Source organism: Bradyrhizobium sp. 187, from assembly GCF_023101005.1.
GTDB lineage: Bacteria > Pseudomonadota > Alphaproteobacteria > Rhizobiales > Xanthobacteraceae > Bradyrhizobium > Bradyrhizobium canariense_D.
In genome coordinates this window covers 2,886,334-2,909,862 of the sequence record NZ_CP064693.1, presented here as the reverse complement: position 1 = coordinate 2,909,862, position 23,529 = coordinate 2,886,334, and the positions used below count along the sequence as shown (strand labels likewise).

21 protein-coding genes and 1 pseudogene are annotated in these 23,529 nt (G+C 60.8%); 12 read left to right on the top strand and 10 right to left on the bottom strand.

The features are described 5' to 3' along the window. The first annotated feature begins 206 nt into the window (after positions 1 to 206). The 7 genes from IVB19_RS13700 (at position 207) to IVB19_RS13665 (ending at position 11,717) form a co-directional block, all read left to right on the top strand. Positions 207 to 947, top strand: a complete 741-nt coding sequence (locus IVB19_RS13700) for a Crp/Fnr family transcriptional regulator (RefSeq protein WP_085386237.1) — start codon at positions 207 to 209, stop codon at positions 945 to 947. Between the two features lie 417 nt (positions 948 to 1,364). Continuing rightward, positions 1,365 to 1,547: a hypothetical protein gene (locus IVB19_RS13695; protein ID WP_018458807.1), complete on the top strand. Its 183-nt coding sequence runs from the start codon at positions 1,365 to 1,367 to the stop codon at positions 1,545 to 1,547. A gap of 1,651 nt (positions 1,548 to 3,198) precedes the next feature. Continuing rightward, on the top strand, positions 3,199 to 9,078 hold the full coding sequence (locus IVB19_RS13685; protein ID WP_247821483.1) for an AAA family ATPase: 5,880 nt from the start codon (positions 3,199 to 3,201) through the stop codon (positions 9,076 to 9,078). Between the two features lie 1,105 nt (positions 9,079 to 10,183). Next, positions 10,184 to 10,684 (top strand): dodecin family protein, encoded by a 501-nt coding sequence (locus IVB19_RS40315; protein WP_274535507.1) that lies wholly within the window; start codon positions 10,184 to 10,186, stop codon positions 10,682 to 10,684. A gap of 31 nt (positions 10,685 to 10,715) precedes the next feature. After that, positions 10,716 to 11,027: a hypothetical protein gene (locus tag IVB19_RS13675; RefSeq protein ID WP_085350876.1), complete on the top strand. Its 312-nt coding sequence runs from the start codon at positions 10,716 to 10,718 to the stop codon at positions 11,025 to 11,027. A 152-nt stretch (positions 11,028 to 11,179) separates the two neighbouring features. Next, the gene (locus IVB19_RS13670) at positions 11,180 to 11,350 is read left to right on the top strand and encodes a hypothetical protein (protein ID WP_166517563.1); all 171 of its coding nucleotides are present in this window, start codon (positions 11,180 to 11,182) and stop codon (positions 11,348 to 11,350) included. Continuing rightward, a complete protein-coding gene (locus tag IVB19_RS13665; protein ID WP_338014023.1) occupies positions 11,274 to 11,717 on the top strand; it encodes a GcrA family cell cycle regulator in 444 nt (147 codons plus the stop codon). Before IVB19_RS13670 ends, IVB19_RS13665 begins: the two co-directional genes overlap by 77 nt. Before the next feature lie 128 nt (positions 11,718 to 11,845). Here IVB19_RS13665 and IVB19_RS13660 read toward each other — a convergent pair whose 3' ends face one another. The 5 genes and pseudogenes from IVB19_RS13660 to IVB19_RS13635 form a co-directional block, all read right to left on the bottom strand. After that, positions 11,846 to 12,400 carry a hypothetical protein gene (locus IVB19_RS13660; RefSeq protein WP_143275384.1) on the bottom strand — a complete coding sequence of 185 codons (555 nt, stop codon included), beginning with the start codon at positions 12,398 to 12,400 and terminating at the stop codon, positions 11,846 to 11,848. Positions 12,401 to 12,756: 356 nt separating this feature from the next. Further along, complete coding sequence (locus IVB19_RS13655; protein ID WP_018458798.1) at positions 12,757 to 12,900, bottom strand: hypothetical protein; 144 nt, start codon at positions 12,898 to 12,900, stop codon at positions 12,757 to 12,759. A 747-nt stretch (positions 12,901 to 13,647) separates the two neighbouring features. Continuing rightward, positions 13,648 to 15,240 carry a cytochrome b5 domain-containing protein gene (locus tag IVB19_RS13645; protein WP_247821482.1) on the bottom strand — a complete coding sequence of 531 codons (1,593 nt, stop codon included), beginning with the start codon at positions 15,238 to 15,240 and terminating at the stop codon, positions 13,648 to 13,650. Between the two features lie 626 nt (positions 15,241 to 15,866). Continuing rightward, a pseudogene (locus tag IVB19_RS13640) lies at positions 15,867 to 16,172 on the bottom strand (MBL fold metallo-hydrolase); the annotation flags it as partial. A gap of 26 nt (positions 16,173 to 16,198) precedes the next feature. Continuing rightward, a complete protein-coding gene (locus tag IVB19_RS13635) occupies positions 16,199 to 16,396 on the bottom strand; it encodes an SANT/Myb-like DNA-binding domain-containing protein (protein WP_051113050.1) in 198 nt (65 codons plus the stop codon). 203 nt (positions 16,397 to 16,599) lie between these two features. Between IVB19_RS13635 and IVB19_RS13630 the strand changes: the two genes are divergently transcribed. Next, entirely contained in the window at positions 16,600 to 16,764 is a 165-nt protein-coding gene (locus tag IVB19_RS13630) for a hypothetical protein (protein WP_247821481.1), read from the top strand. 141 nt (positions 16,765 to 16,905) lie between these two features. On the opposite strand, the gene IVB19_RS13625 is transcribed toward IVB19_RS13630, so the two are convergent. Further along, positions 16,906 to 17,124 (bottom strand): response regulator, encoded by a 219-nt coding sequence (locus IVB19_RS13625; protein WP_018458793.1) that lies wholly within the window; start codon positions 17,122 to 17,124, stop codon positions 16,906 to 16,908. Positions 17,125 to 17,332: 208 nt separating this feature from the next. Between IVB19_RS13625 and IVB19_RS13620 the strand changes: the two genes are divergently transcribed. Further along, positions 17,333 to 17,686, top strand: a complete 354-nt coding sequence (locus IVB19_RS13620; protein WP_346283663.1) for a response regulator transcription factor — start codon at positions 17,333 to 17,335, stop codon at positions 17,684 to 17,686. A 92-nt stretch (positions 17,687 to 17,778) separates the two neighbouring features. On the opposite strand, the gene IVB19_RS13615 is transcribed toward IVB19_RS13620, so the two are convergent. Continuing rightward, positions 17,779 to 18,078: a hypothetical protein gene (locus tag IVB19_RS13615; protein WP_143273925.1), complete on the bottom strand. Its 300-nt coding sequence runs from the start codon at positions 18,076 to 18,078 to the stop codon at positions 17,779 to 17,781. 304 nt (positions 18,079 to 18,382) lie between these two features. Here IVB19_RS13615 and IVB19_RS13610 point away from each other — a divergent pair, with 304 nt between their 5' ends. Together IVB19_RS13610 and IVB19_RS13605 are read left to right on the top strand one after the other, a co-directional pair. Next, positions 18,383 to 18,805, top strand: coding sequence for a hypothetical protein (locus IVB19_RS13610; RefSeq protein ID WP_247366735.1), 423 nt, complete (start codon positions 18,383 to 18,385; stop codon positions 18,803 to 18,805). Continuing rightward, the gene (locus IVB19_RS13605) at positions 18,718 to 19,404 is read left to right on the top strand and encodes a calcium-binding protein (RefSeq protein WP_247366738.1); all 687 of its coding nucleotides are present in this window, start codon (positions 18,718 to 18,720) and stop codon (positions 19,402 to 19,404) included. Before IVB19_RS13610 ends, IVB19_RS13605 begins: the two co-directional genes overlap by 88 nt. Before the next feature lie 179 nt (positions 19,405 to 19,583). Here the strand turns inward: IVB19_RS13605 and IVB19_RS13600 are convergent, their stop codons facing one another. Next, positions 19,584 to 19,859 (bottom strand): hypothetical protein, encoded by a 276-nt coding sequence (locus tag IVB19_RS13600; protein ID WP_247386022.1) that lies wholly within the window; start codon positions 19,857 to 19,859, stop codon positions 19,584 to 19,586. A 34-nt stretch (positions 19,860 to 19,893) separates the two neighbouring features. On the opposite strand from IVB19_RS13600, the gene IVB19_RS13595 reads away from it, so the two are divergent. After that, on the top strand, positions 19,894 to 20,841 hold the full coding sequence (locus tag IVB19_RS13595; protein ID WP_247366752.1) for a calcium-binding protein: 948 nt from the start codon (positions 19,894 to 19,896) through the stop codon (positions 20,839 to 20,841). Positions 20,842 to 21,147: 306 nt separating this feature from the next. Here the strand turns inward: IVB19_RS13595 and IVB19_RS13590 are convergent, their stop codons facing one another. Then, positions 21,148 to 22,773 carry an FGGY-family carbohydrate kinase gene (locus IVB19_RS13590; RefSeq protein WP_247821480.1) on the bottom strand — a complete coding sequence of 542 codons (1,626 nt, stop codon included), beginning with the start codon at positions 22,771 to 22,773 and terminating at the stop codon, positions 21,148 to 21,150. A 24-nt stretch (positions 22,774 to 22,797) separates the two neighbouring features. Then, a complete protein-coding gene (locus IVB19_RS13585) occupies positions 22,798 to 23,526 on the bottom strand; it encodes an SDR family oxidoreductase (protein WP_085350868.1) in 729 nt (242 codons plus the stop codon). Positions 23,527 to 23,529 lie beyond the last annotated feature (3 nt).

Genomic DNA, 23,529 nt, shown 5'->3' with positions numbered 1-23,529 from the left:
GGCGCGCTGGGACCTAACTCCTAAATCATCCTGAGAGACAACAATTCGCCTCCGAGACGCGTGTGGTTGGAGTTTTTGAGATTGAGAGCTTCCGCAGCTGAATTGGACTTCGGGGCGCGAGGCGTAGGCGGATTCAAACAAAGTTCGAGTTGGCCGCCCTATGACGCTCGAAATGCGATGCGGCGGATCGTTCGAGGTAGGCCGCAGTGACGCTTCCCGCCGAAATTGGCAACCGACTTCTGGCAACACTGCCGGCGGCGGACCTCGAACTGCTGGCGCCCGAGCTAGAGATGGTAGCGCTCGATCGGGATGCGGTCGTCTCGCAGGCGGGTGACCAGACCGAGCACGTCCTCTTTCCTCATAGTGGCGCCATTTCTGTGATGATCGACATGGCCAACGGACAGACGGTCGCCAGCGCCGCAATAGGGCGCGAGGGAGCAGTAGGCACTCTTTCCGTGCTGGGGCCGTCCCCTTCGGCCGTTACCGCCGTCGTTCGTGCCGCGGGCATCGCCTCGCGGATCCCCGCATCGCGATTCCACGCCGCTTTTAGCCGAAGCGCCGCGATCCGCCACGCAGTCCAGATTCATTTCAAAGCGATGCTGATACAGCTACAAATCGGCGGCGCCTGCAATGCTCTGCATCCGGCCCAAGCCCGCATGGCACGCTGGCTGCTCCATCTTCGCGACCGCGCCGACCACGACGTCCTCGCACTCACCCAAGAGGCGCTTTCGCAAATACTGGGTGTGCGACGAACGACAGTGACGCTCCTGATGCGCAACCTGCGCGCTTCCGGAGCGATCAGATCTGAACGGCGAGGAGAAATCGAGATTGACCCATTGCGGCTCGCAGCGGTGGCGTGCGAATGCCACGATACCATGCGTCTCGAAATCGAGGGGATCTTCTCTATGAATGCAGCCCGGTCTCGCGCTTTGGTTCTGCCGACGTAGTAACTGAAACGGGGGGATGCCGCAAACCATCGCGCCTTTCGGCGTGATAGCCCGTTATCCCGAACATGGACGATGTGGCCAATGTGCAACGGGCGCCTAGCTTCTCCACGGCAATGTCCGCAACCGAACAATCCCGCTCATGAGGTACGCGTACTATCGGCGCGCCATGTACTGGAGGCCTGTGGATGACCTTTTCAAACGAAAGATCAGACCTTATTGTCTCTTTGGGAAAGCGTGCGGCGACAGGTGTTGGCTGATCGCGCAAATGGCGGACGCTCCCGCGTTGTTGGCGACAATCTGCGCACCTATGCTGAATCGCTCCGTTCGGAAATGGATCGACGGGAGCTCAAGTACGCCTCAATCAGTTCAACTGAATGAAGCCGAGGGTGCCTTTGGGGCACACAGACGATGAGAGACATGCAAGAGCAGCTGGAGAACCTCCTCAAAGACGCAGCCGACTGCAAATCGATCAGCGATCTGGCCACCGACCTGCAAAAGCGAGAGTTGTTCGCGAGGCTTGCCGATCATCTGAGCGTGTTGGCTTCCGAGGTCGAGCGTGCAATTGCTGCGACAGCCTTTGGCACCAAATTGGAGCGATAAGAGGATATGGCCCGACACCGATGATTGGGAATCAGCATGCGATGAGCGGAGGAGGACATGACTGCGGAGCGGCCTCCGTGCGAGTGTGCAATCGCGCGCTCGCCTGGCCACTAGTCGGAAGGCCTATCTGCGCGTGCAAGGCAATCAGCTAACTTCGATCGTCAGCTGCGACCGCGGGTAGGCGTACAGCCCTGACCTTGCAGGATATCCCCGGCCAGCGCGCTTTATTACGAAGGCTGCGTCATGCTCATTCGCTATAGGACCTGCGTTGCCCTGTTTCGGCAGCCTCATTCGAGGCCAAGCAACGCCGCGCCCGCTCGATCTGGGCGCCGGTGGCCCCGTGATTACGGGCATACATCTCAGCCAGGGCCGCCGAATACTTAGCAACGTAGTATTTGACCTCTGAGCAAGAAATCCGCTCTCCCGGTCTGTGCTGGCGCGCAGCATAGGCTTCAGAGCTAAGCGTCATCAGAAACAAGGCAGCAGCGCCAATCGCACGCGTGACAGTCATTGTCATCCCCCGCAGCTACTAGGTTCGTTGCAGAGAGCAGGCCTGAATCGTCCCGATCGCGCAAATTAACAGTGGTGCGCTGGTGCAACGTGTTGTGGACTGTTGCTTTCATGCCCCAGCTTCGTGAGCACCGGCCCGCCTATGCTGGCGAACCCCGTACAAATCCAGGCTCGTCGACACAGATGTGCGACAATTGACGTCCCCATGTAAGCTGCATTGCGTAACGGGACAGGCCGCTCTGATCATCTCAGGAACCCAAGGGCGCGACACGCCGGCCGGCGCCGCTGTTAACGGGCACAAACCTCTCCCGCGCCGCCTGGGGAGGACCTCACGATGCCGACCAGCAATTCAACCCTCTGCGCGGATGACCACCGGTACGATCATCCTCTCTCGCTCCAGTCCATCTGGGCAAGTTTGAGCTACTTTCAGGAAGTGTCCTCGGACGTCGTACTATCTCACAAACGTTCGAACCAACGAACCAACGACACAGCCGCATAAGTGCAAATCAGGACCTGCAACTATCTCAAACTGCTATTTGAGGCTGTGGCCTGCACGGTCGACGGATCGGCCGATCCGCGCACAACATGAGAACCGAAACGCCAGCGCCGAAGCCAATCGAGCCCGCGAGATGTAAAGGGCGCTGTCAGCGGCTGGCGCGCCTACATCCGATAGCTCTGAATTCTGAATGATGGTGACATTAACCACGGATTGTTACCACTGAGTAGGATGAAGGTCGGCGACCGGAATCAAAGGCGGTGCGCGTCCGCTTTATGAGCCAATCAGCTCGTGGGCCGCACCGCACAGCAATCCGGTGCCCAGACCACACCTGAGCCGCAGAAGCCGTTCGCATTCGAGCCGGTCCGGACGGCCAGCAGAAGTTGTGGCGACGAATCGGGCAGCATATTTCGAGTTCGATACACCGCTGAATTCGCCCGCCGGCTCGCGCCGCGCGATCACGGTTGATGTCCGGCTAGCGCCGCTTCGGCTTTCTCGCCGTCATCTGCCTGGCGCCGCAGCTTACGCTGGGCAGAACCCCGCTTTTATGGCAGTGTCGATGTGGCCACAGAGCGCAACACAGTACCTCCTCACCTGACATTGGTCACGCGGAGGCTTCGGGGTTAAACCCAGTGTTTTGGGTTGATGCGCATGGACAGCAGGTTCCAAGTGCTATGGGAGGACGATGACCGCATCTTTTGTCGGCCATTGCGCCCGGCTTCCGATGGCGCATGCAGAACTGTATTGGCGGTACTTCCCAAGGCGAAACACGCTTCGTCCGGCCTCCTCGATCGTCTTGATCACGAGTTTGCGCTGAAAGACCAATTAGATGAGACCTGGGCAATGCGGCCGCTCGGGCTGAAGTGCGATGGTGACCGTCCAGTGCTGCTGCTTGAGGATCCTGGTGGCCAGCCGCTCGAACAGTTGCTTGGTGCGCCCATGGACATCGGACGCTTTTTGCAGCTCGCGATCGGCATCACCGCAGCCCTGAACAAGGTGCACCAACGCGGCCTCGTCCACAAGGACGTGAAGCCGGCGCACATTATGGTGAACTGCGAGGACGAACGGGTCCGGTTCACCGGGTTCGGTATCGCCTCGCGCCTCGCCCGCGAGCGACGCGCCCCTGGGCCGCCGGAATTCATCGTGGGCACGCTGCCCTACATGGCGCCCGAACAGACCGGATGGATGAACCGCTCGATCGATTTCCGCAGTGACCTCTATTCACTTGGCGTTACGCTCTATCAGATGCTGACCGGCTCGTTGCCGTTCTCAGCGGCACATTCCATGGAGTGGGTGCATTGCCACATTGCGCGAAAGCCAGTGGCGCCCGGCGAGCGGGTAAGCACTGTACCGGCTGCAATCTCGACCATAGTCCTCAAGCTGCTCGCCAAATCCGCCGAGCAACGCTACCAGAGCGCTTCAGGCCTCGAACATGATCTACGCCGCTGCCTGATCGAATGGGAAACCGGAGGCCGCATCGAAGAGTTTGCGCTCGCACAATACGACACGCCCGACCGACTGCGGATCCCTGAGAAGCTCTACGGACGGGACCGCGAGATTGAAGCCATGCTGGCCGCCTTTGACCGGATGATCAAGAGCGGCGCGCCGGAATTGATGCTGGTTACCGGCTATTCCGGCGTTGGTAAATCCTCGGTAGTCAATGAGCTCCATCGTCGCCTTGTTCCGTCCCACGGGCTGTTCGCATCAGGCAAGTTCGACCAATACAAACGCGATATTCCCTATTCAACGGTAGTGGAGGCTTTTCAGAGCCTCGTGCGGTTCCTTCTGAGCAAGAACGAAGCCGAGCTGACGCACTGGCGCCAAGCGCTTCATGGTGCGCTGGGCGCCAATGGACGACTCGTTACCGACCTGATCCCTGAATTGCGGCTGATCGTGGGAGAGCAGCCACCCGTCCCTGAGCTCCCCCCGCAGCAAGCACAGAACCGCTTCCGTCTCGTGCTCCGGCGCTTCATAGGGGTGTTCGCACAGTCCGAGCATCCATTGGCGTTGTTCCTCGACGATCTCCAGTGGGTCGATGCCGCTACGCTCGATCTGGTTGAGGACCTTTTAACCCGCTCCGATCTGCAATACCTGATGCTCATCGGCGCCTTTCGCGACAACGAGGTCACTTTCGCTCATCCATTGTGGTACAGGCTTGAGGCCATAAAGAGTGCTGGCGCTAACGTGCAGCAGATCATTTTAGCGCCGCTTGCCAGCTCACACATTTCGCGTTTGATTTCCGATGCTCTTCGCTGCGATTCGAAGCGTGCCGCGCCACTCGCGAAGTTGATTCACGATAAGACGGCCGGCAACCCATTCTTTGTGATTCAATTCCTTCAGGCGCTTGCCGAAGAGGGATTGGTCCGCTTCGATCATGACGCACGGTTCTGGTGCTGGGATCTCGCTCGCATTCGCGTCAAGGGCCACACCGACAATGTCGTGGATCTGATGATCGCAAAGCTGACCCGCCTGCCTGCCGAGACGCAGATCACGCTGCAGCGGCTGGCCTGTCTCGGCAACGTCGCCGACACGAGGACAATTTCGATCGTCCTCGGTCGCTCCGAGCAGCGGGTACACGCGGATCTGTGGGAGGCCATTCGCCAGGAATTGGTCGAGCACCAGCCAGGAGTGTATCGGTTTGTCCACGATCGAGTGCACGAAGCCGCCTACTCGCTGATTGCTGATGATCAACGCGCGGCGCTGCATTTGCGAATCGGTCGGGAGCTACTGGCGCAGACCCCCCGGGAGAAGTGGGAGAAGGCTATTTTCGAGATCGTCAACCAGCTCAACCGTGGCGAGTCCTTGATCACCTCGCGAGACGAACGCGAGCAACTCGCAGAGCTTAATCTGACAGCCAGCCTGCGCGCGTGGGAGGCGGCGGCCTACGCGGCATCGCTCAACTATGCCGCTGCCGGTGCCGCATTGTTACCAGACGACTGCTGGGAACAACGCCAGCAGCTTGCCTTTGCGTTCGAGTTGCATCGCGCCGAATGCGAGTTCGTGACTGGCTCGGTCCTGGAGGCAGAACAGCGCTTACAGGAGCTGACGACGCGAACCGCGACCGCTGCCGACCTTGCTGTCGTCGCGCGCCGTCGGGTGGATCTGTATACGGCGCTCAGTGAGCCGGACCGCGCGGTTAGCGCCGGTCTCAGCTATCTGGAACAACTCGGGATTCGATGGGTAGTCCACCCAAGCGATGATCACGTCCGACGCGAATACGAGCACGTCCGATCTCGGCTCGGGAATCGGTCGGTCGAGGAGCTATTGGATCTGCCGCTAATGAGTGATGCACTCGCACTAGCGACCATAGATCTTTTGACGGCGCTCATGCCGCCGGCGTTTTTCACTGATGCGAACCTTCGCTCACTGGTGGCCCTAAAAGCGGTGGAGATCAGCCTCGAGTGGGGGAACAACGATGCTTCATGCGTTCCTTACGTCATGTTCGGCGCCATTGCCGGCGCGCGCTTCGGCGATTATCAGGCGGGCCTTCGATTCAGCCGTATCGGCACTGAGCTGGTCGAGCGGTGCGGATTTTCGCGCGTGCACGCCAGGACCTACCTGAACTATGGCAACCTTGTCCTTTCATGGACCAAGCACCTCCAGCATGCCCGAGACGCCTTTCAGCGGGCATTTGAGGCCGCGAGCAGCAGTGGCGATGTCACGTTCGCGGCCTTCAGTTGCGCCAGCTTGAATACGAATTTCCTTGCGGCGGGCGATGCGCTTGCAGAAGCGCAGCGCGAAGCCGAGCACGGGTTGCAGTTGAGCAAGAAGGCGAAGTTTGCGTTGGTGGCCGACATCATAATGCCGCAGGTTGCGCTAATCCGTATGCTGCGCGGCCTGACGCGGCGTTTCGGCGCTCTGCACGACGACCCGTCCGACGAGCTTCGGTTCGAACGGCGTTTGGCCGCCGATCCGGCATTCGCGCTGCCCGAGAGCTGGTATTGGATCCGCAAGCTGCAAGCGTGCTTCTTTGCCGGCGACTATTCGCTGGCCGTCGACGCCGCATCGAAGGCACGGAGACTGCCGTGGTCACCACCGCAGCTACTCGAGACGGTGGAATACGAGTTCTATGCAGCGCTATCGCACGCTGCATGCTGGAATTCGGCACACCCCGAACAACGTCAAGGGCACCTTGAGGCCCTGACTGGGCACCACACGCAGCTCGATTTGTGGGCACAGAATTGCCCGGAGAATTTCGCGGACCGCGCTATTCTAACCGGCGCCGAGATCGCCCGTCTCCAAGGCAGAGAACTGGACGCGGAGCGTCTCTATGAACAAGCCATCCGCTCCGCTCGCGACAACGGCTTCGTCCACCACGAGGCGCTCGCTTATGAATTGGCCGCGCGGTTTTACGGCGAGCGTGGTTTCGAAGAATTTTCTGGCATCTATTTGCGGAGAGCGCGCGACTGCTATGTTCGTTGGGGGGCAGACGGCAAAGTGCGGCAACTTGAGGATATGCATCCGCACCTCAGGGAGGCGAGATCAGAGCCAGGCCCGATGAGCACGATTGGAGCGCCGGTCGAGCATCTCGACCTCGCCACTGTCATCAAGGTGTCGGAAGCGGTGTCAGGTGAGATGGTTCTGGAGACGCTTATCGAGACGCTCATGCGCACTGCCATCGAACAAGCAGGGGCTGAACGCGGTCTGCTGATCCTGTCGCACGACACCGAGCCGCGCATCGAAGCGGAAGCCACCACAACCGGCGATAAAGTTACTGTTGAAATGCGCAATACAGCGGTGACCGCGGATCTCCTTCCCGAATCCGTTCTCCATTACGTACTGCGAACTAGAGAGTGCGCGGTTCTCGAGGATGCCACGGTCGAGCCTCCCTTTGCCACGGACCCCTACGTTAATCAGCGCAACGCTCGTTCCATTCTCTGCATGCCCCTGATCAACCGTGCGAAAGTTATCGGCGTGCTTTACCTCGAGAATACACTGACGCCCTACGTTGTTGCACCGGCGCGAATTGCGGTGCTGAAGCTGCTCGCCTCACAGGCAGCAATCGCGCTGGAAAATGCGGCTTTGTACCGCGATCTCGGAGAACGGGAAGCGAGAATCCGACGCCTTGTCGATGCCAACATCATCGGAATCATCATCTGGGAGCTTGAAGGTTCGATTCTGGAGGCCAACGATGCGTTTCTCAGCATCGTGGGATACGACCGTGAGGATCTCGTCTCGGGCCGCCTGCGCTGGACTGACCTGACGCCGCCTGAATGGCTCGACCGCCACGAGCGATGGTGGATCCCGGAACTAAAAAAGATGGGTAGCGTGCAGCCGTTCGAGAAAGAGTATTTCCGCAAGGACGGAAGCCGCGTGTCGGTGTTGATCGGCATGGCTGCGTTCGACGAACAACGAGACCAGGGTGTCTCCTTTGTCGTTGACCTGACGGAGCGCAAACGATCGGAAGTGGCTCTGCAGGAGAGCGAGGAGCGTTTCCGGACTCTCGTACAGTTCTCTTTCGACGTGTACTGGGAATCCGATGCGCGGCATCGTTTCATTCGCCAGGAATTCGCCGAAGGCATGGTCGACGCACCCGCGTCGGGCTCTGAACTTGGTAAGACGCGCTGGGAAGTGCCCTACTTGGAGCCCGACGAGGAGGCTTGGCGCAAGCATCGGGAGACGCTCGATGCCCACCTGCCGTTCCGCGATTTCGAGCTCGCGCGCCCTACGCCCGATGGCGGCAAGCGCTACGTGTCCGTCTCCGGGCTACCGGTGCTCGACAAGTCCGGGCACTTCATCGGTTATCGCGGCGTTGGACGGCACATCACCGAACAGAAGCGGGCCGCAGAGGCGCTGCGCGAGATACAGAAGGAGCTTGCGCACGCTAACCGCCTCGCCACCATGGGCGAACTCACGGCCTCGATCGCGCATGAAGTGAGCCAGCCGATTGCCGCGGCATCCATGAATGCTGGTGCGGCCGCGCGATTCCTGGACAGAAATCCGCCGGATCTTGAGAGGGTCAGGGAATCACTGGACTGGCTTATGAACGATACCGCTCGGGCCAGCGACATCATCCAACGAATTCGCGATCTCATCAAAAAAGCACCGCCCCGGAAGGATCGCTTGGACATCAATGAGGCGATCAGGGACGTTATTGAGCTTACCCGCGGCGAAGCGATGAAGAACGGCATCTCGGTGCAGACGGAATTTGCAGACAGCTTACCGCTTGTCGAGGGCGACCGCGTCCAATTGCAACAAGTGGTTCTCAACCTGATTATCAACGCTGTCCAGGCAATCGGCACGGTCGCGAATGGAGCCAACAAAGTGCTGATCACCACCGCGCAGGGTGCACCGAACGGTGTTCTCGTCGAGGTGAAGGACTCGGGACCGGGGATGAGCTCTGAAACCTTCGAGCACGCCTTCGCCCCCTTCTACACGACGAAGCCCAGCGGTTTGGGGGTGGGACTGTCGATCTGTCGTTCGATTATCGAAGCGCATGCCGGACGCTTGTGGGTGACGCGCAACCAGCCCCACGGCGCAATTTTTCACTTCACCGTACCGGCCCACCCTGCCGACGCTTCTTGATTATGGCCGGATTGCTGGTTCCAACTTCGAGCACGCACCTCGCGCTTTGCGATCGAGAAGATCAAGTCGATCACAGCCCTGCCGATCCCGGCCGCCGCGGCGGGGATTAAATCACCAAGCTGTCGGAGAACGGTTGAGGGATCACGAGGCGACTGGGCAAAACAGGTTGTGCGTTTTGCGCGCCTTAGCGTTGTCCTGCTCCAGGGCGGCGGGGATCGGCAGAACATCTTGACGCTCTTTGATCTCTGGCCGAGCCGAAAGGCATGAAGCTCGAGGCCGAGTGATCCATAAAGGTCGAACGCAAATCGCAAGCAAGAAGGAACGACGCGGCCACGGAGGGCTTCTGCTCCTCGTTCAAGACCGAATGGACAGCGAGCAAGATCTATTGCACTGCGAACACCGATATTCGCGCCAATGCGTCCCCACCGGCAAAGCCTTCGCGGCGATATGGGCCCCATGCGGCTTAAATCTGGCAGCGTGATGGATTAATTGCGGGCCTGGCCTCCGGATTCATAAGCTCACTTTGGCGGCAATACGCGGCAGCGCGCTCAATTAATCGAGCCGTCCACGTATCGCCGGGCGACGATCCTGTCCCCGGTCCGCGACGCAACCACCCGGTTGATGGGCGACGCTGCGGTAAGATTTGGGCCGGTCTCCACGCTGGCATGGCAATGTGAAAGCGCAACCGGTCGGGAGGCAAGATTGTGGATATGATGCCGGTCTGCGGGCCTGAGCGAGGGTTGTCTCTAGCACTAAGTTAAATGCTCCGCCACGATGAGGTCGAAGACGACGATCATCGCCACGACGATCCTCGATCGCCAGATCAATGTAGTGCTCGTGCTTCCGCGGCAAGTCATGAGATCTGACCGATAGCTATCTACAGACCGTCGCTAAAGCAGGTGGACAAGGGCAAGCCTGCGCGGATGCGAATCCTGCCTCGTAGCAAGCGCCGGAGCCAGGGGCTTGGACGGCTTAGCCGGTCCGTATTTTTGGTTAGTCTTAGCAGCCGCGATCGAGTGACCCGAGACTGAAATGGTCGGCACCGGGTCAAACAGGAAAGTGACAGGCAATCGGACGTTTTTCCGTCTGCTCGCTAGGAGCGGACATGATGGCGCTGGCCCGGCAGATTGGCTCCGGCCAAAAGCTGCCCCCGCCAAATGCAATTTTGTCCCTTTCCGGCTCCGGACGGCATCCCCGTATCGGGGTCGAGATCCTGATGCTAGATTTCCTTCGTCATCCCGGACAGGAGGACGACACGCCTGATAGCGTCTACAAGGTCATTGAACTGGTCGGTACCAGCGACGACTCGTGGGAGAAGGCCGCCGCAAATGCGGTCGAGCAAGCTGCAAAATCTCTCCGAGATCTTCGCATTGCAGAGGTCGTCAAGCTGGATATGCAGCTCGATGACAAGGGAAAGGTCGAGGCCTATCGCGCCAAGCTCAACGTATCGTTTCAAGTTCGAGGGCTCCTGAGCCTCAGCACCTCGCCCCATGCGCAGGGCGAGGAGGACTCATTGGAAAAGGCGCGTTGCCCGGTTCGCCTAGCCGGACACTGTGGCCCGGTCTCGGAAGTTGGCCCTAGTCCGACCGGGACCGATATGCTTTGATGCGTCGAGGCGTGTGGTGCATGGTGGCCTCATGTACATGGTCATTCGCAAGTACACCAAGGTTCGTTCGGTAGCGGACGCCGCTCGCCGCGCCAAGAGCGGCGTCGGCCAGATCCTAAGGCAATCGCACGGCTTCAGATCTTACCAAGTTCTGGATGCGGGCGACGGCGTTGGTATCGCCGTGATGATATTTGACGATCGCGAAAGCGCCAATGCAGCGAACGACAAGATACTCGCGTTTGTTCAAGCAAGTCTACATGACCTCGATCTTGGAGTTCCCGAAATCACCACCGGCGAGGTTTTGGTGAACATAGAGCCGAATGAGTTCTCGGGCATAAAGTAGCTGAAAACGCCGCCATTTGCGTGCCGGTTGCCCTCCTTTGCTCATGTCGTCGACTTGATGTTTCCATCTCGTTTGCACCGATCGCGCCCTGGACGCGCGTGCCGTCCGCCATGAATATGCGACTACGCGTATTCTCGAGGAGTAGCAGCCACATGAAGCAACATACCTTCGAAGCATTTTCCACCGCCGCGATCTACTGGACACCGCTTGTGCTTATGGGCACCGCGATGCCGCCAAGAGATCCCGATGAAGACGACGAGGACGACGAAGAGGAAGATGACGCCGACGAACCGCCGGTCGTGCGCGAGCCGGACGAAGACTAGACTGGCGTGTTCGGCAGCCGGCGCTATAATATCTCTCATGGGCTGGGATGCGAAAGACATAGCGCTCCTCAACAGGCTCTGGTCCGCAGGACAGAGCGCGGCGCAGATTGCGCGTCGTCTCGGGTGCAGTCGTAACGCGGTCTGCGGCATGCTGACCCGTCTGGGCTTGAAGCGCGGCCACAAGCCGCCCACAGCAACGCCCAAGATAAGGCCGCGCCCGAAGCTGAGGCCGACCTCGTCGGCTGCCTGCGCCCGTCCAGTCGCACGGAAGGTGTCGCGGAACGCAGTGCAGAGGCAGCCGCCCAAGGAATTCAGCAAGCAGCAGCTCTACTCCATGCTGGCAGAGGCGGTCAGAAACACTGGCTAAGAGCTCACCAAGAATGTGGTTGTGCTCCCGCAAGTCCCTGGCCCAGTTCGACGGGTTCGGCAGTCGTATACCCATCCCAAGGCTTCATCTGCTTGGAGTCAACAGCAGCGGTAGATGCTAGGCTGAACTTACTTGAGGTTGGCCGCCGAAAGCCGACATGTCACCGATTCAAGAGATCTTCGACTAAGCGGCACGAAGTGGAAGCCGTAATGCCGGATCTGGCCCTTTGAATGACCTGCCGTCGATATCGATGACGCCGCAACGTCGGTGGCGATCGTCGTGCGCTCGAAAAGCGATGCTTGCCAACGGTAAGGCGCTGCTTGCGGCCAACTCACCTGTTCCGCCGCGAGGAACGATTGCATCAGCCGTGCTTTAACCGTCCGCACCTTTAATTGTTCGATCAGCAGTTTGCGAAAGCCGCCGCCGATCGAAGGACCAGTCAATGCGCATCCGTCTCGTTGGTGGCACGGGGCTTGTTCGATCGGCAATCCAGGCCAGACTGTCCGCCGAAGGGCCCGAATGCGTATTGGTGTCGCGCCACCCACCGCACCTGATACGCACCACATCACCCTCGATATGGTCGGACCACCGACGCTTCGAAATGGAAGGACGCTCTTGCCGGCGTTGATGTCGTTGTCAATGCGGCGGGTGCCCTGCAGGAACGGGACATGCAGGCGGTTCATGCTGCTGGCAGCGTGGCGCGGGGGCCAATGCAACAGTGCGAAGTCATTGGAGGTCTCAGCAGGCAGTTGCTGGGCCCGGCCCGGACCTAGCAGAATCCCGCGCTAGCTTCATTGTATGCGGCGCGCGAACCGTTGGGGCTGACTGACATCAGCGCCGAACTGAACCAAGGCTGGAGCCGAGTGACTTCCGCAGTTTGCCCGAAGCTGCAAATCAGAGTCCTCTGCTCTTGTCGCCGTTTGACCCTGAACGGACGTGCTAGGCATAAACAGCTGGACGCGGCGTGGTGTGAGGTCTTGGCTTTGGTTTGCTCGGACGTCCGCATCACGGACTGACGCGCTCGCACCAAACCCCTGTCTTACTGGGCTTGATCGCAGGCCTGCAGGATCCGGACAAAATCAGCCATGCTGGATCGATCTTCAGCCATAGCTGCAACCTGAGTATTGGACACGCGTTGGCTTCCCCGTCTGAACCACATCAGGAGGTCGGCGATGTTTCTCATGGCGGACTCTCTGCACAAACTACGGCCGTAAGCGTCAGTTGAGCGGCGAAGCGCCGCTAGATCGGGAGAAGGGCCGGCGGGCGCTACGCCGCCGGTCTCGTCCCGCAACTGCCGGCTCGCAGGGCCGGTTCCGTTACTTTTCAGTCTGGATGTATCAGTAACATTAGCCCTCGGTCGGCGCCATCGCGCGCAGGTATGAAGTGACCATACTTAGGTAGACGTGGGTTAGTGAATCGGGATCGGGAGCCATCCCGACCGGCACCGTTCGAATTGGAGGCTGCCGCCGACCAGGCCATCGCTGCCTGCGGTCGAGACACCCGGGAGGCGGTCAAGGCGCTCATTGTCGCGAACGGCTTCCTCGAGGCGCAGGTCGAGGATTGCGAGCCTCGGTTTCCCCCGGCTACTCGCGCGGCCGGTTCGTCGTCCGCGCGACCGTCCCCCGAATTGATCAAGTAGGACCTCGAAACCGCCGTCGAAAAGGCGTCCTCGATCAAGCTGCAGATCCGAGCTTCATCCTCCACGACCAGAACTCGAATGGCATTACTCGCCTCGGCGACCGATGCGGTCGTCTCGCGTGACGGTAAGTGCGTTGGCCCGCGAATGTCGTGCGCATCAGCCGTCGCGAGCCGTTATTTGGAAGTCTACCGGTTGTCGGAATGCTCTTCGCGATGTGCGAGGCGGGTCGACGGCGCGGCTCGGATGCGGCCTACGGCAGTGCCGCCAGGTGCCCGGCTACGACGAGGTGGTTCAATTCTCGACGAGAGCGCCCACGCAAAAATTTGCCATGTGCGCGACGGCCTCGGTGCTGTGATAGTCACCGAATTCGGCAGTGGCCTCCTTGCCAGCGTACATTCGTGCGATTCCAGCGCCGCCAGGGTGATGAGGGGCCCACTCGGTGATGTCATAAACTTTTCCCGAGATGATGATCCAGCAGTCGTTCTGTGTGTTGTGCAGAGCGACCTCTTCGCGCGTGACGCGGCGCGTACCCTTCGCCGGATTGGCGGGCATCCAGAGCTTGATCCCACCGTACCTTACCTTGGCGGTTCGGCGGAAGTCCCACGGACCTAGCCTCTTGGCAGGCAACTCGCTGCCGATCTTGCGGGCGTCGTAGGCGTAGATCCAGGAATCGTCCTCGCCGCCGCGCTTATCGTGGGCAAAGGCAGGACTCACACGCTCATCGAGTCTCTCCAGTAGCGCCTTCTGCTCAGCGGTGTCCTTCGCTCGCAAATGGTCGAAGGCGAATTTGGATCCCAATTGAAAGCGGGTAGCGCGGTAATGCCGCACGCGTTCGTAGTGCAACAAGGCTGTAGGCACATCGCGCTGCTGAAGCGCAAAGGCGCTGGCAAGGGCGGCGGCGTCTTCGAAGGACTGAGCAGCTCCTTGACCGAATGTGGGAAGCATCGGGTGCGCCGCGTCACCGAGCAGGCAGATGCGGCCCTGCACCCAGGTTTCGAGCGCATCGCGATCGTAGAGACCCCACTTGGTAGGACGAACGATCGCCCCCGACAGAGCGATGAGGTCGTCTCTGCTGGGATGGCCCGCGAATGCCTCGCCGACCTCGCGAACGATCTCCTGCTGACTGACGGGAAACCAGTCGCCCTCCTCCTGCTCGAACGCGGCGGACTCAGGCTCATAATGCGCGATCCACACGTTCAACAACTCGCCGCCGCGTACCCAGTACGTGGTCGCGCCGCTCCTATCCGCCCGATGGCGGTCCATGCTGAAGGAGTTGATGGGATTGTGGTCCAGCGGGTTACCGTTCGCTTTGCGGAGGGACGCAACCCCCGTCCGCGGAATGAGTCCTCGAAAGCAGGTTACCTCCGTCCAACGCTTGGGACGCGAATTCGGCCACGCCAGCTGTAACGTCGCAGAGTTGATCCCGTCCGCACCTACGAGAAGCTCTCCCGTGGCGGTTCGACCATTCGAAAAGGTCGCTATTACCTCGCCTGCGGTCTGACGCAGCTGCGTCAGTCTGCAGTCCATGTGCACCGCGATCGGGCATGGCGCGCCGCTGTCGATACCGAAGTCGGACACTCGCTTGTACAGGCACATCAAAAGGTCCAGCCTGTGCATGTGATGAAAGCCGGCGCCGTCGCCTGCGGCGGTGACATGATCGAATGGCCTCTTTGTCACGCTCCCATCTGCGTTGAACTGTCGTGTCGACTCCAGGATTGCCGCGCGGCCGCCGTCAATGACCCCGTCGGGGCCTTTGGAATCTCCCCCATCCAGGTCGACGCCTAGCCAACGACATATTCGCGCCCCGTTGGGCGGGATGTTCAACCCGGCGCCTGCGGTGCTAGGCACCTTCGTTTGCTCGTAGACATCGACCGATGCGAACACTCCCGACTAACGCAGCGCCAAGGCCGTCATCAACCCGCCCATTCCCGCACCGACGATCACTGCCCTCATCCATCTTCCTTCCGATGCAATCGAACGCCCCTCAACTCGCGGCTGGAATAAGTTTAAGGCGCCTCATCAATGGGCTCGAGACTAGCGCCGGGCTGATTGGCAATAAAGGATCTTGTGGCACGCCAAATAGAGTTCTGGAGTTCCTCGGTCATCGGCCTCCGTGAGCAAACACGCCGACCGAGCGCCAACTTCCATTGAGGATGAGCCAGTCGCGTCGGCTTGGCGCTGCGTTGCAAACCTCGGTCCTCGTCTACGAACCGACATTTGGCGCCGCCTTCCGAAGGGAGCGACCGGGCAGTGCGAAAGGTCGTCGGACCTACCCGATCCTTTCATTGGCCCTCGCAGCCAGCAGCCAGACGGTGCGGTATACTCGGCGGTACAGGCATCATCGGCAGCACCGGCACGAATGGCGGCGCCCTGGCGCCCGGCAGCGGGTCCGGTACCCTGCGGCCCAAGGCAGCCTGGTATTCACGGCAGCATCGAGCCATTTGGTCGAGGTCTCGTCGGCGAGCAGCGACCGCACCGATGTAACGTGCACAGCTACGCTTCCCGGCATCCTCGACTTCGAACGAATGCGACAGCCGAGGATAAAGCATGTAGCGCCCGGTCGCACAGGCAAGCTCGCGCTCCTGAAGGTGAAACCGCGCATGCGCAAATCGGTCGAAATTGCCGGCGTGGTCGTAGTGCAGATGCGTGAGAATCACGTCCTTGACGTGGGCAGCGTCGATATCGAACGCGGCAAGCGTCTCTACCGGGCAGCGCAGGTAATTTCGCCTGCGCTGCTTCGCGACCTCGGCATTGAACCCGGTGTCGATGACGAAGATGCGGCCGCCTCCCCTCGCCAGCCACACGAAATAGTCCATCGGCATTGGTCCAAACGCGCCCTTGATCATGGGCCGTTTCGCTTTTGCATCACCAGTCGCAGCGGGATGTTATGCAGGTTGGCGCGGCCTCGCACGGCCGGCTCTGTCCTGCCGAGCGCCTGGGCGATCTCGTCGGGTCGGCGCCCAGCCGCCGCCATCACCAGCAGCTGTTGATGCTCTTCCGGTGTCCACCTCCGGATCAACGGATAGCGTGACTGTGCCATCGTCCCGCGTCCCCAGCCTGTTGCCAGGTTATCGGGCTGCAATTGCTGAGTCGCGCTTTAACATATGATGCCTATCTCGCAGGACGAGGCGAGCGGATGGCGCCGGACTGAGCGAGCACAGGGCTTGGATGGAGGCTCCACGGCGGGGCAAGCCGGTAGTTTTCCGGGCCGCAAATTTTCGTCGGCTTTAATAATTCGAGCGAATGATCGCTGCGATGACCGGAGACCTTGACCATCAAGCAGAGGCCATCGCCGCAATGCGCAAAGCGGTCGCCGCGACCTGTGCTGCCGAGCGTTTGAAGTGGTTGAGGGCCGCTTTGGCGTGGAAACATCTTGAAAGCTTGGCGAAGGGCAAGTTGGCAGCGTGAAACTCCCCGCGAGCGGCCTGTTCGCTGGTCAAGACCTGGCGCAGTTTTCGATCATCTCCGCGAGCGCGGAGCAGAGGACGGGCTTCTCCAATCGGGGAGCATTGCGGAAGCCGCCCGGCAATCCATCGGATGTGTGGCCGGTCAGGAGAAAAATTGCAACCCGCGACCACGAGTGATCTCCGCCACCAGTTCAGTTGTTTCATCGGCAAGCCTCAGGTCGAGAATGGCCAGATCGAAGTCAGCCACCCGCGCGACTTCGATCGCTTCCTTCAGGGTGCCTGCTTCGGCGATGACCTTGTCGCCCAACTCCTCCAGCATGTCGCAGACCATCATGCGGATCGGCGCTACGTCCTCCACCACGGAAGATTGAGAGTGCGCCCATGCTCCGTCTCGTCGGCCTTGATATCCGCCATGCAGCCGGCCAGCTCCCTGGGGCCCTCGGATCGGCCTATGTTCACTTTTGGACACATTTTCAGGGAACAAAGCGCCGCAACATAGTAGGTTCAGCGTTCCGAGACGGAGTGAACATGACAGCGCCGTCGCCTCTCATCTTGGTGGTGGAGGATGAATACCCATTGCAGGCGGTGTCGAGGAAGCCCTGCTGGAGGCAGGCTTCGCGACTGACATCCTCTCGTCTGCCGAGGAAGCCCTGACTCTCTTCAGAAGCGGAATGAAGGAGTACCGGGCGGTCGTCGCGGATGTGAACCTCCTCAAGGGCACGCTCAGCGGCTGGGAATTGGCCAGACAGCTCAGACAACGAGAGCCGACGTTTCCCGTGGTCTACATGACGGGCGCTGCAGCGAACGATTGGGGTTCGCAGGGCGTCCCAAATAGCATCCTGTTGCAGAAGCCGTTTGCACCGGCCCAGCTTGTCACTGCGGTCTCGAAGCTCCTCAATGAGGTCCCACCGACGCACAAGTAAAAACCGCCGCCGTCACTGGCTCGCACAGCAAGCCAGCGTCCCAACCGTCCATGGCGGCAGGAACGAAGCTCGGCAATGAACATTTTTTAGTCTCAGTTGCCTCGTTCGCTCCGCCTGCAATAGCGCAGGGTATGCTCACGTGCGGCAAATGCGATGAGATCGACAACAAGATCGCGCGCCATAGTCGGTTGTTGTCTCTTGTCACTGACAAGATCGCGAGAGACGGTATCGCCGACTTGATCGAGGAAATGACGACGGCGAAAGCGGCACTTCATCCCAACCAGAGGAGAAGTAAGCTCGCACTCGAACGCGCCAATCGGCGGTAGATCCTCGCCGACAGTTCCATCAACATTCTCTTTCTCGCGGCCGCGACCGCAGATCGATGCGAGCAATCAAACTCTCTCCTGAATTCTTGCAAATCTCTGCCATTTACCAAGGGCAGATTTGCTTCCGGTGAACCGTGTCGATCAAGCGTGTCGCAAGACTGGTGCACACGTCCGGCCCGCTACCGACATGAAATGGGAGTTACGCCATGCAGCATCTGCCGAACGATACCTTCGACGTCATCCTTGACCAGTTTGGGTACGGAAATCTCGGATTTCCCGCAGCCAAGGACGTCTCGGGCGGCAACGACACCGTGACGGCAACGTCACCGAGCTCAATACGAGGCTCACGATCTTCGGCGATGACCAGTCGATGCTGCTTGGTCACTCGCAAGGCGGAAACGACACATTGTTCGCCGATATCGGCGGCGGCTGGAACACCGCTCTCGTGGTGGGCGATGCCAAATCGATGATCGACGACGCCAAGGGCGGCAATGACACCATCGTCGCGGATGCCCATGGCACGGTCTATACCACTGTCTCGGCCTTCGGCGACGTCGCGGGGGACATGTCGGGCAACGCGCAGGGCGGCCATGACGAGATAACCGGCTCGATCGCGTGGCGCGGTGGCGCCAACCTGTTCGCCGGCGATGCCGGCGGTTCCATGATGACACCTCGCACGGCGGCAACGACACGCTCGATGTCAGCGTGCTCACCACGGACGGCGTGGCGACCGTCAGTGGCGACGCCATCGGCGCCCTGCGCGGCCTTGCGCAAGGCGGCAATGACAATATGACGGTCACCTTGAACGGCGACAGCGCCATAGCCGGCGCGACCTTGTCGGGGGACTCGTCGACGTCCCTGATGGATCTTACCGAGGGCGGCGACGATGTCCTGACCGTCAAGATGGAAGGCCAGTACGCGGATGCGGTCTCGTCAGTGTACGGCGACGCGCCGATCATGGCCGGTCATTCTCATGGTGGCAACGATATCCTCAATGGCGGCGTCGGCCGGGATTTCATATATGGCGATGCAGGAATCTATGAACCGGCGACGCCAGGCTCGATCACCGGCGGCAGCGACACGCTGAACGGCGGAGCGGGCGACGACTGGATGTGGGGCGGAGGAAACAGCGACTTCTTCGCCTTCAGCACCGGCTCCGGCAACGACACGATCGCCGACTTCGATCAGGGCAACAAGGCCGTCGGCAGCACCGCAGCGGAACACGATCTGATCGATGTGCAGGATTACGGCTTCGCGGACTGGGCGGCGCTGTCGAGTCTGATCAGCGACAATGCTTCCGGCGATGCCGTGATTCATCTCTCCGGCAACGACTCGATCACGCTGGACGGGATTCACGCGGCCAACCTGCATCCGACCGACTTCATCATCTGAGGGAATAAATCAAAGCGGCGATGTCGTACCCCGACGCGCGGGGCGACATCGCAATCGCGAGTGCGCAACGACCAGTTTCGCCGCACGGCGCAGCGAAACCTGTCGCGAACAAACTCCGTCCCGAATTCCAGCAAATCTCCGCCATCGACCAAAACTAGATTCGTCTCCGTGAAGCGTGGTCACAGCACGTCGCGCAAGAGTTTTGCCGATGTCAGGCCCGCCTCCGACAATGAAATGGGAGTTACGCCATGCAGCATCTGCCGAACGACACCATCGACATCCTGCTCGACCAATTTGGCCAAATCGAAACCGTCATCGGAGATCCGAACTTTCCGACCACCACGGACGCCTGGGGCGGCAACGACACCGTGACCGCAACCATCACTCAGCCCGAAGCAGAGCGACGACAACACGACGCTGCATGGCCAGTCCCACGGCGGCAACGACACGCTCACGGTCAACGTCAATTACGGCTGGAACGCCGCCCTCGTGGTCGGCGATGCCCAGGCGATGACCGACGACGCCAGGGGCGGCAACGACACGATCGATACCCAAGACCACTCGATGTACACCAACGTGCATGCTTTCGGCGATGTCGCCGGCGACATGTCCGGCAATTCGCACGGCGGCAGTGACACCATCACGGGCGCTGTGGGCTGGCGAGGCTTCGACAATGTGTACGCCGGCGATGCCGGTGGCTCCATGAGCGGCACGGCGCAGGGCGGCAACGACACGCTCGACATCAGCTTGAACACCCGGGAGGGTTCAGCGAGAGCCAGCGGCGATGCCATCGGCTCCATCAGCGGCGATGCGCATGGCGGCAACGACAACATCATCTTGACCATGAGCGGCGAAAACGTCTGGGCCGGTGCGTCGCTGTCGGGAGATTCCTCCACGTCCCTGACCGACAACGCACAGGGTGGCGACGACATCCTCAAGGTCAAGATCAGCACCGAGTACACCGACGATGCGCGCGATCTGCTGTTCGGCGACGCTCCGACCATGTCCGGCAATGCCCATGGCGGCAACGATATCCTCACCGGCGGAGCGGCCACCGACTTTCTGTATGGCGATGCGAAGGTCTATGATCCCGCAACACCGGGCTCGATCACCGGCGGCAAGGATATGCTCAACGGGGGCGCCGGAAATGACCAGCTTTCGGGCGGCGGAAACAGCGACACCTTCGTCTTCAACACCGGGTCCGGCAACGACCTCATCACCGACTTCGATCAAGGAAACAAGGCGGCCTGCAGCACCGTGACCGAGCACGATCTGATCAACCTGCACGATTACGGCTTTACGGACTGGACGGCGCTGTCGAAGCTGATCAGCGACAATGCCGACGGCGATGCCGTGATTCATGTATCGGCGAGCGACACCATTACACTCGACGGTGTCCACGCCGCGAGCCTGCACCCGACCGACTTCCTCATCTGAGAAAAGCAGGCATCTCGCCCCGCCTACAGCGGGGCGAGACCCGGGTTCCTCCCCGCCCACAGGATCCCTTCAGCCGCCCCCTGACGCTGGCGACCCGCCTTTGGCCGCGACGAGCGAGTTGATGTCGTCGAACTTCTCCGTCAGGTCCGCGACCAGATGCGTCGTGCCGGGATGTAGCGGTCCTGCCTCATTGGCGGTCACCGTTCACGAACTTGCCCCATGGGCTCTCCGAACCGCGGATAGTCTAGGATCGCGGCTCGGCCCGGGTCAGATGCCGTGCTTGGTGCCGGGTCCAGTTGGCAAGAGCTAAGAAGCTCTTCTAATTGCCCGGCCGACCTTCTGCAGAGCCTCGAAGGCTCCCATGCGCTGATCAACCCAGCCTGCCAAAGCGGCCTGGGGTTGATGGATGTCTCCCAAGACCGACATCGCCTGCATCGCCTCACTGAGGTCGGAATGGTCGCCCGAGGCAACTGATCCAAGCATCGCGGAGCCGAGCAGGACGGCCTCCGGAGAGGCTGGCGCAGCGACCGTCAAACCCGTCATATCGGCGAGGACCTGCCGCACGAGGCGGCTCTTTGCGGCACCGCCGCTGACCACGATCGTATCGACCGCAATGCCCTTGTCTTGCTGAGCGCGAACGATCTGCCGGGCCCCGCAGCCGAGGCCGCAAAGCCCTGCAAGATAAAGCGCGAGCAGACTCTCCAGATCCGAGCGCATATCAAGGCCCGCAATCAGTGCGCGCGCGCCGGGATCGGCGAACGGCGCTCGATTGCCGAGGAATTCGGGGACGACATGAAGCTGGCCGACCAAATCCGGGAGCATTTCGGCACCGCCGCGTGATTCGATTTCCGAGGCAAGCCAATCGGCAAGCGTCTGCTGCTTCTGGCCCGCAGCCTGTGTCGCTTGCGCGGAATTCGGATGCATCTGCAACAGATGCTCGATCGCAGCGCGGGCGGCCGACTGTCCGCCTTCATTGAGCCAAAGCCCAGGCACCATGGCGGAGAAATAAGGTCCCCAAACGCCAGGGACGAAGGATGGGTCCGGTGTGGTCGACATGGTGCAGGCGGACGTTCCGAATACATAGGCCATGCGCGTGAGCACCGTACCCGCCGCTCCGCGCGCCCCCACCGTACCAACCCCGCCGGCATGTGCATCGATGAGGCCGGCGGCGACCGGCGTACCCGTCGCGAGTCCGAGATCGGCCGCGGCCTTCGCCGTCAGGCCCGCTGCCAGCCTGGTCCCGCCGGGCACGATCTCGGTGCCGATCCTGCGGAACTGCTCATCCGGCAGCACGCCGAGGCCAATCCTGCGGAAGAATTGATCGTCCCAGCGGTCTTCGTGGCCCAGATAGGTCCACTTGCACGTCACGGTACAAATGGAGCGGGACAAACTCCCTGTTGCACGCCAAGTGAGAAAATCAGTCAAGTCCATAAACTGCCACGCATGGGAGAACGTCTCGGGCATGTTTTCGGCGAGCCACAACAGTTTCGGCGTCTCCATCTCGGGAGAGATCGTTCCGCCGACATAGTCGAGAACTTTCTCGCCCGACTGGTTGATACGGCGCGCCTGATCCGCAGCGCGGTGATCCATCCATACAACGACGTTGCGAGCAGGATCGCCGGACGGCCCGACGGGCAGCGGCACACCCGCCTCGCCAAGCACCACCAGCGAGCAGGTCGCGTCAAAGCCGATGCCAGCGATACTGTCCGCCGCGATACCCGCCTGCACCACCGCGCTACGCACGCTGCGGCATACGGCACGCCAGATATCCTCGCTCGACTGCTCGACCACGTCGCCAGGCTCCCGCCAAAGTGCAACAGGGGCGCTGTCACTCGCCAGGAGCCTGCCGGAGCGGTCGAAGAGTCCGGCCCGTGCGCTGCCGGTGCCGACATCGATGCCAAGGAAATGGCGGTTATCGGGTTGCTTGTTCATCTCAGGATCGCCGATCGGAAGATGTTACAGATCGTTGCTCTGCGGCAGAATGACGAGGTCGCGGATGGTGACGTTTCTCGGGCGCGTCAACATGAAGAGCACTGCCTGCGCGACTTCCACGGGCTGCATCAAGCCACCGGCCGCCATTTCCTCCTCGATCTTCTCTTTGGGCCAATCCTTGATGAGCGCGGTCACGACTGGACCGGGCGCAACGGCGCCGACGCGCAAACCGTGTTTCGCGACCTGCCGGCGCAGAGTATGCACAAAAGCCTGCACGGCGTGCTTGGACGCGGTATAGATCGGTTCCCAGACGACAGGCACGAGACCTGCGATCGAACTGGTGACGATGATGTCGCCGCTCTTGCGCTCAACCATGTGCGGCAGCACCGCATGGATCGACCGGAACAGCGCATTGACGTTCAAATTGAGCATGCGGTCCCACGCGTCGGGATCGCCGCCAAGCACCTCGCCGCCGACATAGGCACCAGCATTCGCATGGAAGATGTCCAGTTGACCCGCTTTCTCCAGCACCTGCGGCATCATCTCTTCCATGCTCAGGGGATCGGTGAGGTCGATACGTAAAGGAATCGCCTGATCGCCCAGCGCAACGCAGGCGCTGCTCAGCGCCTCCTCCGCCCGATCGATCAGCACTACCCGCGCGCCGGCCCCGATCAATGTTCTAGCGCATTCGAGACCGATGCCCGATGCGGCGCCGGTGATCGCCGCGACTTTTTCTGCAAGTTCCTGGGCCAAGGC